The 16,184-nt window shown below is 40.0% G+C and carries 17 protein-coding genes and 1 tRNA gene; 9 read left to right on the plus strand and 9 right to left on the minus strand.

The annotated features are described in order from the left end of the window. Positions 1-111: 111 nt before the first annotated feature. Entirely contained in the window at positions 112-768 is a 657-nt protein-coding gene (locus tag XPG1_RS05745) for an IS1595 family transposase (RefSeq protein WP_045958222.1), read from the minus strand. A gap of 364 nt (positions 769-1,132) precedes the next feature. Here XPG1_RS05745 and XPG1_RS18365 point away from each other — a divergent pair, with 364 nt between their 5' ends. The 3 genes from XPG1_RS18365 to XPG1_RS05755 are packed head-to-tail and all read left to right on the plus strand — an operon-like array spanning position 1,133 to position 2,547. Continuing rightward, a complete protein-coding gene (locus XPG1_RS18365) occupies positions 1,133-1,309 on the plus strand; it encodes a hypothetical protein (protein ID WP_157879452.1) in 177 nt (58 codons plus the stop codon). Next, positions 1,275-2,219 carry a hypothetical protein gene (locus tag XPG1_RS18750; RefSeq protein WP_197541114.1) on the plus strand — a complete coding sequence of 315 codons (945 nt, stop codon included), beginning with the start codon at positions 1,275-1,277 and terminating at the stop codon, positions 2,217-2,219. The genes XPG1_RS18365 and XPG1_RS18750 overlap by 35 nt, the downstream gene beginning before the upstream one ends. 1 nt (position 2,220) lies before the next feature. Continuing rightward, positions 2,221-2,547 (plus strand): hypothetical protein, encoded by a 327-nt coding sequence (locus tag XPG1_RS05755; RefSeq protein ID WP_052708261.1) that lies wholly within the window; start codon positions 2,221-2,223, stop codon positions 2,545-2,547. 127 nt (positions 2,548-2,674) lie between these two features. On the opposite strand, the gene XPG1_RS05760 is transcribed toward XPG1_RS05755, so the two are convergent. From XPG1_RS05760 to XPG1_RS05775, 4 genes are all read right to left on the minus strand, one after another. Continuing rightward, a complete protein-coding gene (locus tag XPG1_RS05760; RefSeq protein WP_045958223.1) occupies positions 2,675-3,646 on the minus strand; it encodes a glycosyltransferase family 9 protein in 972 nt (323 codons plus the stop codon). A 346-nt stretch (positions 3,647-3,992) separates the two neighbouring features. Then, positions 3,993-4,069, minus strand: a tRNA-Pro gene (locus tag XPG1_RS05765). A 75-nt stretch (positions 4,070-4,144) separates the two neighbouring features. Continuing rightward, a complete protein-coding gene (yejM, locus tag XPG1_RS05770) occupies positions 4,145-5,884 on the minus strand; it encodes an LPS biosynthesis-modulating metalloenzyme YejM (RefSeq protein ID WP_045958224.1) in 1,740 nt (579 codons plus the stop codon). Between the two features lie 30 nt (positions 5,885-5,914). Continuing rightward, the gene (locus tag XPG1_RS05775; protein ID WP_045958225.1) at positions 5,915-6,142 is read right to left on the minus strand and encodes a YejL family protein; all 228 of its coding nucleotides are present in this window, start codon (positions 6,140-6,142) and stop codon (positions 5,915-5,917) included. Positions 6,143-6,427: 285 nt separating this feature from the next. On the opposite strand from XPG1_RS05775, the gene yejK reads away from it, so the two are divergent. After that, entirely contained in the window at positions 6,428-7,432 is a 1,005-nt protein-coding gene (gene yejK / locus XPG1_RS05780) for a nucleoid-associated protein YejK (RefSeq protein ID WP_045958226.1), read from the plus strand. Positions 7,433-7,529: 97 nt separating this feature from the next. Here yejK and rplY read toward each other — a convergent pair whose 3' ends face one another. Continuing rightward, positions 7,530-7,811, minus strand: coding sequence for a 50S ribosomal protein L25 (gene rplY, locus XPG1_RS05785; RefSeq protein WP_045958227.1), 282 nt, complete (start codon positions 7,809-7,811; stop codon positions 7,530-7,532). Between the two features lie 189 nt (positions 7,812-8,000). Then, positions 8,001-9,758, minus strand: coding sequence for a DNA repair helicase RadD (gene radD / locus XPG1_RS05790; protein ID WP_045960517.1), 1,758 nt, complete (start codon positions 9,756-9,758; stop codon positions 8,001-8,003). 270 nt (positions 9,759-10,028) lie between these two features. Between radD and rsuA the strand changes: the two genes are divergently transcribed. From rsuA to XPG1_RS05805, 3 genes are all read left to right on the plus strand, one after another. Beyond that, on the plus strand, positions 10,029-10,736 hold the full coding sequence (gene rsuA, locus XPG1_RS05795) for a 16S rRNA pseudouridine(516) synthase RsuA (RefSeq protein ID WP_045958228.1): 708 nt from the start codon (positions 10,029-10,031) through the stop codon (positions 10,734-10,736). Between the two features lie 34 nt (positions 10,737-10,770). Then, a complete protein-coding gene (locus XPG1_RS05800) occupies positions 10,771-11,967 on the plus strand; it encodes a Bcr/CflA family multidrug efflux MFS transporter (RefSeq protein ID WP_045958229.1) in 1,197 nt (398 codons plus the stop codon). Positions 11,968-12,683: 716 nt separating this feature from the next. Then, complete coding sequence (locus XPG1_RS05805) at positions 12,684-13,028, plus strand: YejG family protein (protein ID WP_045958230.1); 345 nt, start codon at positions 12,684-12,686, stop codon at positions 13,026-13,028. Positions 13,029-13,109: 81 nt separating this feature from the next. Here the strand turns inward: XPG1_RS05805 and mepS are convergent, their stop codons facing one another. Both mepS and XPG1_RS05815 read right to left on the minus strand, forming a co-directional pair. Next, positions 13,110-13,694, minus strand: a complete 585-nt coding sequence (mepS, locus tag XPG1_RS05810) for a bifunctional murein DD-endopeptidase/murein LD-carboxypeptidase (RefSeq protein ID WP_045958231.1) — start codon at positions 13,692-13,694, stop codon at positions 13,110-13,112. A 345-nt stretch (positions 13,695-14,039) separates the two neighbouring features. Further along, on the minus strand, positions 14,040-14,744 hold the full coding sequence (locus tag XPG1_RS05815) for a phosphatase PAP2 family protein (protein WP_045958232.1): 705 nt from the start codon (positions 14,742-14,744) through the stop codon (positions 14,040-14,042). Positions 14,745-15,203: 459 nt separating this feature from the next. On the opposite strand from XPG1_RS05815, the gene XPG1_RS05820 reads away from it, so the two are divergent. Continuing rightward, positions 15,204-15,527, plus strand: a complete 324-nt coding sequence (locus XPG1_RS05820; RefSeq protein ID WP_231853057.1) for a YmdA family protein — start codon at positions 15,204-15,206, stop codon at positions 15,525-15,527. Positions 15,528-15,812: 285 nt separating this feature from the next. After that, positions 15,813-16,124: a YmdA family protein gene (locus XPG1_RS05825; protein WP_045958233.1), complete on the plus strand. Its 312-nt coding sequence runs from the start codon at positions 15,813-15,815 to the stop codon at positions 16,122-16,124. Positions 16,125-16,184 lie beyond the last annotated feature (60 nt).

The raw sequence follows: 16,184 nt of genomic DNA on the forward strand, positions 1-16,184 counted from the left end.
GAATTTATCCCGCCATCAACTTTAGTATGGCAAGATGGCGGACAAATAATGGATCAAGTAGTATTATCAAAATAGAAAATATAAAGTTAAAGGGGCTGTCCTAGATAATGGTTAGATTTTACCTTTAACTATTTGTTTTAGAATAGCTAATTGCTGCTTTGCACTTGGTGTGTTAAATCGCCATTCACATTCCTTCAAATACAGCTCAAAATGCGCTTTCGGGATACCGTTAAATTTACGCATATGACGCTTTGCCTGATTCCAGAAATTCTCAATTCCATTGATGTGATTCTGGCGAGCTTTCTTATCAACAAACTGGGGGCTGTGGTTGATTCTGTAATGCTTAAAATCACTCACATCTAACACATCATAGCTCGCAAAATTATCCGTGTAGACGATACTATCAGGGCAAATTTTTGACTCGATTATCGGCAGTAATGTGCGAGATTTGGCATCAGGTATGACCTTCGTATAAACCTTACCACCCCGCTTTAACAGCCCGAAAACAGGGACTTTACCCGCAGCACCTCGACCTCGTTGACCTTTACGACGCCCCCCAAAATAACTTTCGTCTATTTCTATTTCCCCCTCAAACCAAGAATGCTTATCGACATGCTCGGCAATCAATATTCTGAGTCGATGAAAATAGTAGGCTGCGGTGTTCCTGTGAACACCCACTAACTCCGCTGCAATACGTGCCGTAGAGCCTGCAATAAACAGCTCAAGTAACCGTTCCTGTTTGTACTGGCTGAGTCTACTTTTTCTCATGCAACTATCCTAGATGATACTGGTTATCTAGGACAGCCCCAAGTTAAATTAATTTTGTGGTCGCTAAAATAAATGGCAGTGATTTATATTTTACCTGAGAAACATCCCATATTAAATTTTATATGGTCTTTTATTAATTATTGGTCATGAAATGAATTTTATTAATTCTATTAATTGTGTCACATGTCATTCTTATGATATAAGATATGAATAATATGATGAATGCTTAATTTATTCATCAAAAATCGCCAAAATAGACTCTTCCGTATTGATAAACCTAATAATTGATGTTTACAGGCGGAGACATACCTACCGCCTTCATATTATTTAGCAATGTACTTTGTTGATTAAATGAGGGGCATATATGAATACTCAAGATAATAAACGGGATAAGACGACGGAAAACGGTGATGTGCTTTCTGATACTTCAATCAGGGAAAAACAAACTGGCACACTAAATCAGGTCGAAAACAGTGTCAGTAATATCTTTGGCTTTGGCTATTCACATGCCAATTTCTTTAACAGCCATTTCGGAGCTTAATCCCATGACAAAAATATTTAAAGTTCCTTTCGCCGAGCAGGGTAACAGAGTTTCTATTCCTGATGAAGCCCCATCAGACGGCGCTGTCTCGTATGCTCAGGGTTATGGTGAGGCTTACGGACGTGACCAGAATGAAGATCCCACCGCAAGGGATATTGAACGTGAAAAAATGAACGGGATTTTTCACGATATTACGGGAGCAGTAGGCGAAATCCAGAACTTTGGTGCGGCTCAATGGTCTGTTGAAGCACCACCTTACCCTCTGCGTGGTTTGGTATACCATAAACAAAAATTCTGGCAATCACGCATTGAGAACAATAAGGAAGAGCCAAAAATAGGTAATGCCTGGGTAGAATTAAAAGCTGACATGACCGCTGATGATGTGGGAGCTTATAGCAAGCAGGAGTCGGATACCCGTTTTCAACGGAAAGGTAATTATGCTCCTGCAGGTGACTATGCCTTGAAAGGTGAAAGTTATACTAAACCGGAATCTGATGTTAAGTACCAGGCCAAAGGAAACTATCAACCAGCGGGTAACTATGCTCCTGCTGGGAACTACGCCCTAAAAGGTGAAAGCTATACTAAACCTGAATCTGATGCTAAGTATCAAGCCAAAGGAAACTACCAACCTACAGGAAATTATGCAATCAGAGGTGAGTGTTATACCAAACAGGAAAGTGACAGTCGATATGCCAATACAAACACATCAATTACTGGAGTTCGGCAAGGAGAACGGAAATCAGAGTATTTTGAGGGACTATATAAAGACTGGGAATCTCCATACGGAAGTGTTTTAACCGGTATTAAAACAGTCATGTGGAATGGCGGGCGAATGCAAGTGAGTATTATATATTACCGAGTTATGCAAATTTTTGTAAGAAACCAGTGGATAACTATAGGAAGAATATAACATGGTTACTAAATTAGGAAAGTTTACCCTATACACGCCTGTTAATCCAATACCCAATGGGGCATATTTAAAAGATGGAAATGGGTTGGACTGGTACGAATCACAAAATTTATTCTCTATGGATACGATGAAAATTGTTTATTACGAAGATGGAAAAATTGACTCTTATAGTAAAGATGTCTCTGCACTTTGGCCGATAAATGCTTATATATCAGAAATAAATCATGAAGACATTCCAGAAGATTTCTTTGTGTCCGATGGATGGATATTTGAAAATGGTAAAATATCCAAATATGATACTATCCGAAAAAACAACGAAATGGGTTAGTTATATAAAATAATTAAAGAAATTATCCTGATAAATCAGGATAAGGAAATTTTTATTTTTGTTAAATACCACCTCTGCGGAGGTGGTCAACAACAAAGTTTACCTTTGATTTTGACATTACTAATGTTTACTTTTTGAGTAAAGAAAAAGCCGCATCAATAATTTTATCTAACGAAATATTATTAACGTTTTCTGGGTCATACAGAGTGATACACATATCATTTAATGCAAGTGGCGACCAGTTTTCAGGTTTTGTTACAGCATAAAGTGCAATGGTTTTTTTCTTTAATGCAGCTGTTAAATGACAAATCCCACCATCACCAACGATAATTAAAGTCATCTCATTAAGTAATGATAAAAATGAATCTAACGAATCACAGATGACAATCTGACAATTTGCATTTATATGACAAATGAGGTCTTTAGCCAAATGAATATCGTCATGGAGTGCTGAAATAATAAATTTTGCAGCAGGGTATTTTTCTGTTATTTTATCAGCAATTAAAGAAAGTCTATTGTGTGTTATTAAGCTGCTCTCCCTGTTATTTGAAACTGAAAATAATATTAGTGGGTTTTCACTATTCGCTTTTATTAGTATCTTATGTATGGTTGGTATCTTATGTATGGATATAGTAGGAAATAAATCGGATGATAAATAGTTTTCATTGGGTGAGAATATTTTTAACACTTTCAACGCCTGATGATGACCTTTTACCATCTCTTGATTGGTGGGAAAGTTCACTAATTTAGAGTGCCAGCTTTTATCGGATACAACCGCATAACGTTTTTTTGCCCCCAATAACCATAAAAACAAGTTATTAAGTTTCATTGGGCTTGGTTTGGCTGAGATAGCTATATCGAATTTTTTGTTTCGGAAATTTATCGCTGTTTTAACAATAGAAAAGTATTTGTTCCCGCTTGGTAAAACATTTATATCTATATTTGAACAGTAAAACAAATACTTTGCAAGGTCATAACTTCCATGCTCTATAAACAAACTAATTTTCGCATTGGGATATTTTTTCTGTATAAATTTAACCAATGGTTGAGTGAGAATTAGATCACCTAAGCCATTTCTTCTTAAGATCGCTATTTTCATATTGATTTATTTACCAGTGTATAATGATTGAAATATATACTCAATTAACTTGAAGATGCCTGAAAGGGTATGACTCATCTTGTTAATTTTTAATCCAGAGTTCCTTTTTTCTTTTCTTCCTTACCCAGAGTTCGTTGAATATTTTTTCTAATAAATTTCAAATAGAAACTATCGAAAAAACAGCTAGAAAAAAGGTGTTTCTCGTACCTTTGGTCAGCAACAAAACCCATCTAAAAGTTAGCACACTTTTGCCACTTCTTGTCGGCCATTTTACCATCATTTTACCATGAGCAATCTTCAGGCATAAAAAAACCAACCTTAACAGGTTGGTTTTTCTAGGGAAATTTGGTCGGCATGATAGGATTTGAACCTACGACCCCCGACACCCCATGACGGTGCGCTACCAGGCTGCGCTACATGCCGATGACTTGTTACATATTACCCTTTTTTATTTTCAAAGCAAGCCCCTAATTTAGTGAGTGCCTGATTTTTAAACGATTAATGTGCTAAAAATCGTTTCACTTCAGTGAAGACCTGTAATAATTGAGCAAGATTTGGCTTAGCGCCCTGAATTTCATTGCCGTCTAAATCATACAGGTGATATTCCCCATCTTTGGAAAGGTAGATGGTATTTTTAGCGGTTGTGATGATTAATGAACCATTCTCCCCAGTAATCAGCCACGGTTTTTCTCTTTGGGCATTAAAGAGATCCTCGCCTTGTGAGTAATCTTCTGGCGAATTAGTAACGTGTAATAAACGACGCATTAAAGTTGCCATGATATCTTGGTGGCTAGTCAGCTTATCGATAGTTTGTGCAGGGGTACCCGGCCAATGAATGATCAGGGGAACGTGGAGCTGTTCACGGTTGAATTTGTCATCAATAAGCCATTTGGTCCTGTTGTCTGATACTGCGTTACTTTGCTTGGCTGTGAGCACAATGATCGTTTTATCTAAAATCGCTTTATTTTTTAGGGTATCTAAAATATGGCGGATTTCAGTATCCAGCGCTTTTTTGTCAAATTTGCCAGAGGAAGGTGCAAAACCGTTAATATCCAGCAATGAAAACCAGGGAGCAGAACCATTGTGCAGATCCAGCCATTGGCGCCATTGTGTGACAGTTAAGCTATCGCTTTGCCTTTTTGCTTCTGGTAATGAGTAGTCGGTGAGTATGGCCTGGCGATAAAGCGGTGTCTGGAATCCATCTGAAGAGAAAAGACCAAATTGATATCCTTGATGTGTTAAAGCATCAATAAGCACAGAAGATTTTCTGGCGTTAAGGATACCGTCCAGATAACCTGATGAAATACCATAAAATAAGCCAAATAATGCTGCATTATCCCGTAAACCAGTGCTGAAATGGTGAGTAAACCGGATATTGTTCTGTGCAAAATGCGCCAGCGCTGGCATATCACGGATAATGTCCTGATTATCTAATCCATCCACAACAAGTAGCAGTAGGTTATAGTGACGATCAGTCTCCCGGTACGATAATTTATTCAGTGGATAATTCACACTTAATGCAGCTGGATCGCCTTGCTGGTTAATGCGACGCTGAAATTCCTGATGATTCAATAGACCATGTTTTTCAAGGAACTTACGGGCTGTCATGGGGTAAGAAATGGGCAAGTTTGAGCGCTGCATGGTAATTGGACGATAGAAATTGGCATCTGCCCAGATGTACATGAGGTGTGAAGCGATAAAGGCCGCCATAAATACGGTGGCCAGTGGTTTACCAAATCGTTGACGACTCAGGCTACGTAATTTTTGCCAGCTCCATGTGCCAAAAAGCATCTGTATCAGGAAAATCAGCGGGATACAGATGAACATGAATTGCCATTCTCGTGTTAATTCACCTTGCTCCGGGTTAGTGACTAAATCCCAAACCAATGAGTTTAGATGCAGCTGAAAGCGGGCATAGATGGAGGAATCGAATATCAGTAGTGTTAAACCAGCGGTTGCCAGAGCCGCTGAAAGAAACCTCATTAGCCGCTGCGACATGACAATAAATGTTAGCGGAAATAAAATAAGTAAGTAAATGGCAAAGACAATAAAACTGAAATGACCGAGCCAACTGACCAGCGCATAGATGCGTCCAAACAGTGTACCCGGCCAGTCAGATGCAAATAAATAGCGACTGCCCAGCACCAGACTGAACATAATATTGAACAGTGCGAACCAGTGCCCCCAACTGATCATCTGAGAAACTTTGTCGCGGTAATGCTGACGGCTAGTCACCATATCTTCTTTTTACGTCAAGATGTTGTAAGGTTAATGCGCTTTGTCTTCGTTGATTGAAGACTGTAACGCGTGTACAAACGAGTCTACAATATATTTGCGCTGTTCAGGGGCAATGCTCGTATTGATCAAATTCGTTACCATATTTCCCAGAACCATTAAAGTCAGGTCAGTTGGTGTATGGTTTTTCTCGAAAACATTGACTAATTCAGTCAATAAATGTTCAAATTTTTCATCGCTATAGCGAGATGACTGTGGCATAAATCAAATATCCTGCATGTACAAAGCCCTATATCTTACCGTATAGAGGGGTAATTTTCTGCTTTTTTATGACAAATTAATTTTCTGATGCCGGAATTGTTTTACCCACTTGAATAGACGGCCCCATTTTCATCTCTGATGTGTTAATTATTCAGCGAAGTATGTTTTTTGCCATTGAGCTTTTTGGTTGCAGCAGAGAGTGAACGATGTTTGAATACGCCGCTAACTGCAAGGTCTTATCCTCATTGGGGATACATGCCAGAGCCGCAAGAAGGAGTATAAATAATGAGTCTGGAAATTAGCCAGATCGCGTTACATCGGTTGATTAAACGTGATGAACAAACGTTGGAAGTGATTTTGCGTGATACTTTGCTGGATGCCAATCCAGTGGTTGAAGCGATGATGGCAGAGTTGCATCGTGTATATAGCGCGAAAAGCAAGGCTTACGGTTTGTTTAATGAGGAGAGTGAGCTGGCGGGAGCGCTGCGTCATCTGCGTAAAGGCGATGAGGATTTTCTCGGTTTTAGTCGGGCGGCAACCGTTCGTCTGAAAGATGAATTGGCGAAATACCCGTTCGCAGAAGGGGGAACGGTACTGTTTTGTCAATATCGATATCTTGCTGTGGAATATTTACTGATTGCGGTGCTAAATAGTTGCGATAGCATGTCTGTCAATGATGAACTGGATGTCAATACAACGCAGTACTTGGATATTCCTCATGCGGATATTGTTGCAAGAATCGATTTGACTGAATGGGAAACCAATCCCGGCTCCAGTCGTTATCTGACTTTCCTGAAAGGGCGGGTAGGACGTAAAGTTTCTGATTTTTTCATGGATTTTTTGGCTGCCAGCGAAGGCATGAATGCCAAAGTTCAAAATAAAGGTTTATTGCAGGCTGTGGACGATTATTGTGAATCGGTACAACTGGCAAAAAATGAACGTCAGGCTTATCGTCAGCAAGTTTATAGCTATTGTCATGATCAGTTACAGGCTGGCGAGGAAATTAAGCTGCACGCTTTATCTCAAGAGCTACCTCCGTTGGGAGAGCAAAATTTCCAGCAGTTTTCGCAGGCGCAGGGTTATGAATTGGAAGAAAGTTTTCCGGCCGATCGCGGAACATTACGCCAATTAACAAAATTTGCGGGCAGCGGAGGCGGGTTAACCATTAATTTTGATGCCAGTTTGATGGGAGAACGCATTTTTTGGGATCCGGCCACGGATACTTTGACGATTAAAGGCACGCCTCCGAATCTGCGTGATCAATTACAACGTCGGGGTAGTAACCACTAAGTTACTGACAGTGAAAAAATAAAGGGACAGAAATAAATAACGCCGCAAATGCGGCGTTATTTACTCGGCGTCCCGATAAAAGCTCGACTGTGGCTAATTAAGCACGCAGGAAATCGATGTGCGTCAGTTTAGGTTTAAACGGATGACGCTGTACTGCCTGCACTTTAACTGTAGTTTCTTTACCATCAACAACCAAAGTCAGAACTTCGTAGAATTCTGGTTTGCTTTCGTGATTGATAACTGCATCGTGATCCAGTTCGATAGAAACTGGTTCTTGGTTACCACCGTAGATGATCGCTGGAAACTTGTTAGCTTTACGCAGGCGGCGGCTCGCACCCTTACCCTGCTCTTTACGTACTTCTGCATTGATAGTTAACATTATTTTTTCTCTTGAAAAGAAGAAAATAAATCCTGCTACAGGCGACCCAGCAGCAGGTTCGATACTTGGCTTAACGTGATATATCACACTGAGCGGGCGGCATTCTAACGAAAAACCGATATGACAGCAAATATAAATATGTTTTTAGATTGTTAACAGGCAATTTGTCTGGCATTGTGCACCCACATTTTAGTACAAATCATCAGCTCGTCGGAACCGTCCTTGATAGTCAAAGATTTTTTCCCGAATCTGCCAAAATTGCCCTTTTTTACGTGCGACAACAAAATCAGGGTGGCGTAATAAAGGACATTGATTAGCAATATCTGCCGCTGTTTTCCAACGAAAAACAGTTCCGGGAGCACGCTGGTGCTGGCGAATAAATTGCAGTTCAAAGACTTTTTTCTGAGCGGGGGTAGATAAACGGAATAGCTCTGATACATCTGCACCATCTTCATCGTAATAAGTGATTTTCAGCCATTCTCCTTTGTTGTCCTGACCCGGGGTGAGTTGCATTCCGCCACAACGCAATACCAGCGCATCTTTCAGTTTCAACGCCGCTTTTAGCATATCGTCAGGATCGACCAGCACGGCTTCACAACGATGGCAGCGGCGGGCAGCAATATCATTTTCTACTCCACAATGGGGGCAGGATTTGAAGCGAAAACGAAAATCACACTGTTGACGTTTCCCCTTTTCGTCTTCTTCCCAACCCTGGCAGCGCCGGCCAAAATGTTCAATGAGTTCGCCATCGGCGGTGCATATGCCCCAAAAAGTATTGGCAAATTGGCAAAGGGGACAAAATACTTGTACCGGCTGGCTTTGTGGATTGGGTTTGCTGCTACCAACTTCTGGCGTATAAAGATCATGAGGATTGCCCGCATAATCCAGGATCAGGCAATCTTTTTTGTCAGGAAATAGGCGTAAGCCACGCCCAACAATTTGCTGATAGAGACTGACCGATTCTGTCGGCCGCAATATGGCGATTAAATCAACATGGGGGGCATCGAACCCGGTGGTGAGTACGGCAACATTGACCATATAACGGAGTCGCTGTGCCTTGAAGTCAGTAATTAGGCGATCCCGTTCTGGTGCGGGAGTCTTGGCACTGATTAGCGCGGTTTGATTTATTGGCAGTAATTGGAAAATTTCTTTGGCATGTTCGACCGTCGCAGCGAAAATCATCATACCTTTGCGATCTTTTGCATATTCAATAACTTGCCTAATGATATGGGGAGTAATGCGCTTTTGGCGTTTAATTTCCCGGTTTAATTCCGCCTCATTGAATATGCCTTGTTGGCTGGTACGCACCTGGCTGAAATCATATTGCATGACCGGCATATCCAGTCTTTCCGGCGAAACCAGAAAATGATGTTTGATCATATAACGCAATGGCAATTCATAAATACAATGACGAAAAAAACAGTGTTCATCGCCGCGGATCATGCCATGGTAATGATATTGATATATCCAGCCGGTGCTGAGGCGATAAGGGGTTGCCGTTAAACCTAAGATACGGATTTGGGGATTGTTTTGCCGGAGCTGCTGAATGATTTGTTGATATTGACTGTTTTCATCGTCGCTGATGCGATGGCATTCATCAATGATTAGCAGTGAAAAAGGGTGATTAAAGCAATCCAGATTACGCGCGATGGATTGAATGCTGCCAAAAACGACTTTTCCTTCACTGTGTTTTTGATTCAGTCCGGCGGAAAAAATATCGGCACTCAATCCATAAGCACAATATTTGCTGTGATTTTGCTCAACGAGTTCTTTAACGTGTGCCAGGATCAGCACACGGCCATGAGCTAATTTTGCCAGTTCAGCGATGACAAGGCTTTTACCCGCGCCGGTTGGTAAAACAATGACGGCAGGATCTTTGTGTTGGCGAAAATAGCGAAGGGTTGCGTCTACCGCTTCTTGTTGATAAGGACGTAAAGTAAAAGCCATTTTTATGTTATTGTCATAAATATCAGGTAAAAGATCATGGCTGTAGAGAATAGCATTTTTCATCCAGCCCGGCTGTCAGGAAATAACGTGTCTTTATTTTCTCAAGCATAAGTGCGCTATAACGCATAGCTTATTGTTGATATAGTAACTTCCGTGATGATTTTCCTATGAATTATCTGTTTGGTCTTGTATTCCAGTAATGGCCTTGACGTTGCGTGCAATATCAAGGATGTGTTCATATGTATTTATTTTTATCAGGTACAGCGATTCATGCGATTGGATAAATTTTTATCACAACAATTAGGTATTAGCCGCAACGATGTGGGACGTGAGTTGCGGGCAGGGCGAGTGACTGTCGATGAGGAAATCATTAGAGCAGGTGCCTATAAATTGAAGTCCGATCAGCAAGTTGCCTATGATGGCACGATATTGAAACAATTAAATGGTCCACGTTATTTCATGTTGAATAAACCGCAAGGTTATGTGTGTTCGACAGATGATCCGTCCAATCCCACGATTTTGTATTTTATTGATGAGCCGGTTGCCCATCAATTACATTCGGCAGGGCGTTTGGATATTGATACAACAGGGCTGGTTTTGTTGACTGATGATGGGCAATGGTCACATCGCATCACCTCGCCCAAACATCATTGTGAAAAAACGTATCTTGTGACATTGGAGCACCCCATTGCTGAGGATACTGAGCAAAAATTTCTGACGGGCGTGCAACTGAATGGGGAAAAAACCCTGACAAAACCCGCACTGCTGGAAATTATCGAGCCTCAGCGTGTTCGTCTGACGATCAGTGAAGGGCGTTATCATCAGGTAAAACGGATGTTTGCTGCCGTAGGAAATCATGTTGTCGCGCTTCATCGGGAGCGAATCGGGAAAATTTATCTTGATCCTGCATTGGCGTCAGGAGAATATCGAGCGCTGACTGAGTGTGAAATCAACAGCATACAAATGCCAACCCCTTAATTTTTTATCCTTCAACTGATTCAGGAGTCACTCAGTGCAACAAGAGCGTTCGTCCTATTTGGGATTAGTGTTGATCCTTGGTTTGCTTTCTATGTTAATGCCATTAGCAATTGATATGTATTTGCCAAGTATGCCCACCATTGCTCATGATTTTAGTGTCAACGATGGTCTGGTACAGATGACACTCAGTAGCTATATCTTGGGGTTTGCCATTGGTCAAATGATTTATGGGCCAATGTCGGATAGCTTAGGGCGTAAACCCGTGATTTTGGGCGGTGTTATTGTTTTTACTCTCTCTTCAGCGGCATGTGCCTTAGCACAAGATATTGATACCTTTATTTTTATGCGTTTCTTGCATGGTTTTTCTGCGGCGGCGGCGGGGGTTGTCATCAACGCGCTGATGCGTGATAAATTCACAAAAGAGGAGTTTTCCCGCAGCATGTCTTTTGTGACATTGGTGATGATCATTGCGCCTCTGTTAGCGCCCATGTTAGGTGGGATGATCATGTACTGGTTTAGCTGGCACGCTATTTTCTGGTTTATTGCCCTGGTTGCAGTTATCGCGATAGCCCTGGTGGCTCTCTTCATCAACGAAACGTTGCCTAAAGAGAAAAGGCAGCGGTTTCACTTACAAACGACGTTGAAGCAGTTTGTGATGTTGTTTCGGCAGCGCCAGGTACTGTGCTATATCTTAGCCAGTGGTTTTTCCTTTGCTGGCATGTTCTCTTTTCTGAGTGTTGGTTCGTTTGTTTATATCAGATTAAACGGAGTGCCTGAGCAGCATTTTGGTTACTATTTTGGATTGAATATTGTTTTTCTGTTCATCATGGCAACGATTAATAGCCAGTGTGTCCGCCGATTCGGGCCACTGAAAATGCTGCGTATTGGGTTAATCGTCCAGTTCATCATGGGATTATGGTTACTGTTTAGCACGTTGTTTGATCTCGGATTTATTTCTCTGGTGATGGGCGTCGCGCTTTATATCAGCGGAATTTCCATGATTACGTCGAATACGATGGCCGTTGTGCTGGATGATTATCCCCATATGGCCGGTACCGTCTCCTCATTGGCCGGCACAATCCGTTTTAGTATTGCAGCCTTAGTCGGCATTATTTTGTCTTTCTTGCCTGAAGAAAGTGCATGGCCGATGGTTGGCTCAATGGCACTGTGTGTGATATTCGCCATGTTACTGATTATCTATGCGCGTGATCGTTCACATAATGTAAATTGATGTTAATGGGCTGTCAGTAGTCGAAAATGATCATGATTAAAAAGTAACCACCTACATATCCTGAGTGAGTTTAAAGGCCATCTGTCAGTATAAGATGGCCTTTTGTTTATGATCAGATGCGATCTTTTTTCGTATTAAAATAATAAGATCTATTTATTTAAAAATGTCTTACTCAGTTAATGTCTGGATCATCATTCATTCAGTGCCGTTGACAGATATTGAAGTTTTTATGAGTTGATCAACAGAAAATTCCGAGTAATTGCCTGACAAGTCTCTAGGTTTATTAATTTTATCATCTCTCGCCAGCGTTGAATTGTTTGTTTTTTGTTAATTTCATATGACGATTTTCATGATGATGAACGATGAGAGGACTATCAATAGTTGATGTAATTTAACTTGTTGTAAATAAAAAGATTATATCGTTATTGTTCCTTGTCGGTGTTTGAAAAAACAGATTTTGTAAACAAATTTTGAACAAAAAGTTGCCGTTTTGCATAAAAATAAGTTGAATTATTTACTTAAACAGTATAAATATATAAGAAATGCGACTTCTGTCTCACTTTTTTTACGATAGAATGCGAAGGGAGCGGCAAAGCATAATTTTTATTTTAACTTTTTTTTTACTTTTTTTATTGGGAGGTTATTCGGTTTTGACGAATCGATAACCTACAGTTGGTGGTTAGCGTTATTAATGTTGTTTCTGATAGGAATAATACGTGGATAATATCCAGCTTTCGGTAGTACACAGACTGCCGCAAAGTTATCGGTGGTCATCTGGCTTCGTTGGTACAAAAGTTGAGATTTTACCAGCAGAAGAAGCAGATTTAGGAAATAGCCTGATGGGACTGAAATTATTAAACCATGAAGGTGAAAAAGCACGGGAGATTTTGCAGGTTATCAATCAGTCTATTGCTGATATGCAAATATTAAGTGCGGTGATTGAGTGGGAAGGGGAGCCATGTCTGTTTTTTGCCAGGGAAGATGAAAGCGCTGTGATATGTCGTTTAAAAACGTTAGGCGCTGCAATTGCAGAAAAGATAACTGCTCTTTATCCGTTATAATTTTATCTATTGTAAAAAACGCTTCTGATTCAGAAGCGTTTTTTAATGTCTGCAAGGTAAAATCGGAGTCATCAGGTGTGGTTAGCTCGAGGCTTTTGCGTTGACGGACAACACGCGTCTGGCACCGTAATAACGCTTACTCCAGTAAGTATCCGTCAATTTAGAGACGATAACCCCGTTACTGGTTGAAGCGTGGACAAACTGGTTATTGCCAATATAGATGCCGATATGACGCATATGACGCCCGGTTTTAAACAGGACTAAATCCCCCGCCTGTAATTTGGTGCGACTAACGGTCTGTCCAATATTTTGTTGGTCTATTGTGGAGCGAGGTAACGCGACACCAAACTGGTCATGAAAAGTACGCTGTACAAAAGCTGAACAATCAATGCCGCGTTTGGTATTTCCCCCGAGCCGGTAAGCAACGCCTTTCCAGTCCGCATACTGATTAAGTATTTTAGATTTAATATCCAAACTGTTAACCAACTTTTCGAACTCATCCTGAGAGGCCTGCAGTAGATAATGCTTTTGAGGATGGACGGTATGTATCTCAGTGTGTTTACTGCGCAGGTCATCAGGTGAACTACATCCGCTTAGTACGACCGCCGTCAGAATTGCGGGGATTAGCCGCATGATATATCTCAGTGTTGATTGAGATTTGAACATTGTCTTGATTTTCCCTTGCAGCTCTTAATGTGACCTATCACCATCATGAAAATGCTAAACGCTTTAAAGCGTAGTCAGAATATGGTGAATTAACAAATTTTCTGCCCATAAAGTATGTCAAGCGACATGTTTTACTAAAATTTTTACAAAACACACTATTTTGATAGACAAAGCATTGGAAGATTACTGAAATGATTAGTAAAAAGCGAGGGACAAAAAGAATTCTTTACAAAAAAATTAGATTAATAACTCAGTGGTTATAGAGACTTGTTGCTATTTTATTCTTCTTTGATAAATAAAATGCGATCTTGAGGAGATACCGATGATCTCCTCAACGTGATTATTTTAATGGTTGCGTTTGATATGTGGCAATTTTTTATCCAGCCATGTAACCATGATGTCACTTAATGGGGTTAGCAATACCCAGCTCATACTAATGAGTGTCAGAGACAGTGATCCTACAGCAACGTCGGTAAACCAGTGTGCCCCTGCCATAATGCGTGGAAGTGCAAAAAGAACCATAATCAATAGTGCAATGAAAAATGCCCCACGGGAGATATAACGTAGGATAAAGCTACTGAAAATTAAGAGCATCAATCCGTGATCGCCAGGGAAACTGTTTTTGGATGCATCTTTTGTATGCCAACTGGTCATTTCGTTTATACGATGAACATTTTCAAAGGTCAGCGTTGGGCTTGGACGGCTAACAGGGATTTGGTGACCTATTTGGTTAATGATAATCGCTGAGATGAGCATCACGAGACCAATCATGAAAAGTCGACGTTTACCGGCATAATCTTGTTGGCGAAATGCGCTGTAATACAGCAGCCCCATGGACAGAAGTGATATCGCATCAAATGCTCTGATGTTTGTGATGGCGACAAAGAGCGTAAATGTTGAATTTGGTAAGAGCTTTTCATTGAAAAAATAAAAAATAGCGGAATCAATGTGAAACCAAAAACCGTGATTTTGGGGCAAATACCATGAGAGAAACAGGGCAATACCAAGGATATTGAGAATAAGTATAGTAATTGGGCGACGACAAGTCATGGGATACCTATTTAACGCGTAAAATGAAATTTGGTAGATAAATAAACAGAAGAAGGGACTATAACAAAATTCATGGAAAAGCGTAATCACCATCGGATGCGATGGATAACGTGCAGTTATATCAGGATAATTGTATCGTTTGTCAATGAACTTTTGGATTGTAAATGTGCAACTAATCTAATGATATCGGAAAAATAGCTAAATCCCTATGGCAGTACCGATATTATATATTTGGTGCAATTATGATATCTGACTATTATTAAATAACTACAAATTGATTTTATCATATCTTAATTTAGCAGAATATTATATTAAATATTGGGTTTGTTTAATCAAAAACATAAAGAAAGTCTTTCATTTGCCGTTATAGAGATAGCAGAGCGTTACACCATTATCTGATTTTCAGATTAGCGCCGGCTGAAATTGAAAAAAGATAATACTACCTGTAGTGGAGGTTGAATGCTTATGTTACGAAAAATGACGACTTTTTTGTTTATGTCTTTATCTTACCCTGTCATGGTGAATTCTTCCTCAACTTCTTATTCTGGAACGATTTCTTTCTATGGCGCGATTATTGAGCCGCCATGCCAATTTAATTGGGATGAAAAGCATACTGAAATGCGCTGCTGGTATAGTGGTAAACCGTTACATAAAGAAAAAACAGTAGAATATCAAATAGATAAGCCTTCTTTATTCTCTATTCCAAAACATATCGGAAAAGAGGAAATAAAGTGGGTGGGCAAAAATAAAAAATTAGGGATTGTGACAATAACCTATCACTAAATGTTATATAAACGTGTTATTTTTGCTCGTTTATTTTATCCGAATAATATAAAAAATTTTAATTAGTTTATTTGTGATTCAGTTCAAGTAATCATGATAAATGATAGGTTGATTAATTAATCAATAAAGATGATGTCTTTATTTTTAAATTTAAAAATCGCTTTTGATATTTATCAATAAAAAGTGTCAATATCGTATTCTTTTTACGTAAAAAAGTTATTATGGAGGTGAAGGAATAAAAGGCAGCTGAGTTTGAGTTAATGGAAAAACGAAAGTGAGGTGACCATGCAAAATTATCTTAAGTTATTAATGGGTTGTTTGTTGGTTTCATGGCTTTCTTATGGATATGCCGACTCTAAAGGAGGCGTAATTCGGTTTTCAGGTGCTATTGTTGACCCAGGATGTCAGGTTGTTGTATCAAACACGCAAGCGAATATCTCTTGCTATCGATTAGGAAAAAATCTCACTGTTAAGCAGGTTATTTCAACTCACAAAAAGAAAGGTCATGTCATGCTTCCCGGTAACATAGGTGTTTCCAGCGTGAAGTGGACTGATAACCAGAAACGTGTGGCAATTGTTAATGTGGACTATTTTTAAGTTTAATCGGTGATGAGTTGCTCTGTTTGTATCGAGAGTGATGCTTGTCAAAAGAGCAAC

This window comes from Xenorhabdus poinarii G6, assembly GCF_000968175.1.
Lineage (GTDB): Bacteria > Pseudomonadota > Gammaproteobacteria > Enterobacterales > Enterobacteriaceae > Xenorhabdus > Xenorhabdus poinarii.

Bases quoted from the DNA above. Each gene is read 5' to 3' on its own strand.
- XPG1_RS05745 (WP_045958222.1), bottom strand. From the start codon at position 768: ATGAGAAAAAGTAGACTCAGCCAGTACAAACAGGAACGGTTACTTGAG.
- XPG1_RS18365 (WP_157879452.1), top strand. From the start codon at position 1,133: ATGAATACTCAAGATAATAAACGGGATAAGACGACGGAAAACGGTGAT.
- XPG1_RS18750 (WP_197541114.1), top strand. From the start codon at position 1,275: ATGCCAATTTCTTTAACAGCCATTTCGGAGCTTAATCCCATGACAAAA.
- XPG1_RS05755 (WP_052708261.1), top strand. From the start codon at position 2,221: ATGGTTACTAAATTAGGAAAGTTTACCCTATACACGCCTGTTAATCCA.
- XPG1_RS05760 (WP_045958223.1), bottom strand. From the start codon at position 3,646: ATGAAAATAGCGATCTTAAGAAGAAATGGCTTAGGTGATCTAATTCTC.
- yejM (WP_045958224.1), bottom strand. From the start codon at position 5,884: ATGGTGACTAGCCGTCAGCATTACCGCGACAAAGTTTCTCAGATGATC.
- XPG1_RS05775 (WP_045958225.1), bottom strand. From the start codon at position 6,142: ATGCCACAGTCATCTCGCTATAGCGATGAAAAATTTGAACATTTATTG.
- yejK (WP_045958226.1), top strand. From the start codon at position 6,428: ATGAGTCTGGAAATTAGCCAGATCGCGTTACATCGGTTGATTAAACGT.
- rplY (WP_045958227.1), bottom strand. From the start codon at position 7,811: ATGTTAACTATCAATGCAGAAGTACGTAAAGAGCAGGGTAAGGGTGCG.
- radD (WP_045960517.1), bottom strand. From the start codon at position 9,758: ATGGCTTTTACTTTACGTCCTTATCAACAAGAAGCGGTAGACGCAACC.
- rsuA (WP_045958228.1), top strand. From the start codon at position 10,029: ATGCGATTGGATAAATTTTTATCACAACAATTAGGTATTAGCCGCAAC.
- mepS (WP_045958231.1), bottom strand. From the start codon at position 13,694: ATGTTCAAATCTCAATCAACACTGAGATATATCATGCGGCTAATCCCC.
- XPG1_RS05815 (WP_045958232.1), bottom strand. From the start codon at position 14,744: ATGACTTGTCGTCGCCCAATTACTATACTTATTCTCAATATCCTTGGT.
- XPG1_RS05820 (WP_231853057.1), top strand. From the start codon at position 15,204: ATGCTTATGTTACGAAAAATGACGACTTTTTTGTTTATGTCTTTATCT.
- XPG1_RS05825 (WP_045958233.1), top strand. From the start codon at position 15,813: ATGCAAAATTATCTTAAGTTATTAATGGGTTGTTTGTTGGTTTCATGG.